Origin of the sequence: Thiorhodococcus drewsii AZ1 (genome assembly GCF_000224065.1) — a bacterium.
In the GTDB taxonomy this organism is placed as follows: domain Bacteria; phylum Pseudomonadota; class Gammaproteobacteria; order Chromatiales; family Chromatiaceae; genus Imhoffiella; species Imhoffiella drewsii.
Genome location: NZ_AFWT01000121.1, coordinates 1 through 879 on the forward strand (window position 1 = coordinate 1; position 879 = coordinate 879).

Consider the following 879-nt stretch of genomic DNA (forward strand, 5'->3'; position numbering starts at 1 on the left):
TCCGGATAGTTGGCATCCACCACCAGATGGGGCGTCATCTGGTTATCGAGGATCCACTCGTGGATCGCCCGGATCAGATAAGGCTTGCTGGAAGTCATGCTATCGGTATCGTCAATCATCAGTTCGGACCCTAAACCATCTCCTTTTCCGCCTCGGTCAGACTCTGACGGAAGGCATCCCAGGAAAAGATCCGCTTCATATAGGCCCGCACCGCATCCGCCTGAGGCGGCAACTCGATGTCGAGCAAGGGAAGCCGCCACAGAAGGGGGGCCACACAACAATCGACTAGTACTTCGCACCTGAAATTCACTGGTTAATTTACGCCATCAGTGGCTTGCCACTGTAGGTCCAGCGGAAGGGTTTGGCGAGAGTCTGGTTGAAGAAATCAACGAATTCGAGGATCCGTGCTTTGAGCTCCTCGGTAGATGAGAACTGTCCGCGCTTGAGTAGCCGTCGGGTCAGAATGCCGAACCAGATCTCGACTTGGTTGAGCCAGGAGCAGTGCTTGGGGGTATAGACGAAGCGGATGCGGTGCGTGGGAATCCTGGAGGAATGCGGCCCGGGAGGCCATGCTTTTGAGGATGCCGTCCTGGCCTTTGTGACCGAGATCCGTCTTGATCTCACAGCGCTGAGCGACGAACTCCACCAGGCTGGCCGACTGGTGGATGTTGAGCTGATCGCAGATGAAGATCCATTCGCCTTGAGGATCGGTGTCGACGGTGGCGGTGAGATGGGCGAGGAAGTCGGCTTCGGTGCGGGTGTCGCCGATGGAGGGCGCGAGGATCTGCCCGGTGGCGACCTCGAAGTTGGCGATCAACGCTTGGGTGCCGTGGCGCGTGTATTCGAACTCGACGGCTTGGGGACGCCTGGACGCATCGG

Annotated in this window: 2 protein-coding genes and 2 pseudogenes; all 4 read right to left on the bottom strand. The window is 58.2% G+C overall.

From position 1 onward, the window contains the following. On the bottom strand, nt 1–119 hold a 119-nt coding region (locus THIDRDRAFT_RS27015), incomplete at its 3' end, for a ClpXP protease specificity-enhancing factor SspB (protein WP_007043415.1). Between the two features lie 11 nt (nt 120–130). After that, nucleotides 131–289: pseudogene (locus tag THIDRDRAFT_RS25265) on the bottom strand (glutathione S-transferase family protein); the annotation flags it as partial. 29 nt (nt 290–318) lie between these two features. Further along, nucleotides 319–624 (bottom strand): transposase, encoded by a 306-nt coding sequence (locus THIDRDRAFT_RS27195; protein WP_281054782.1) that lies wholly within the window; start codon nt 622–624, stop codon nt 319–321. Nucleotides 625–682: 58 nt separating this feature from the next. Then, nucleotides 683–817, bottom strand: a pseudogene (locus THIDRDRAFT_RS27200) (IS630 family transposase); the annotation flags it as partial. Nucleotides 818–879 lie beyond the last annotated feature (62 nt).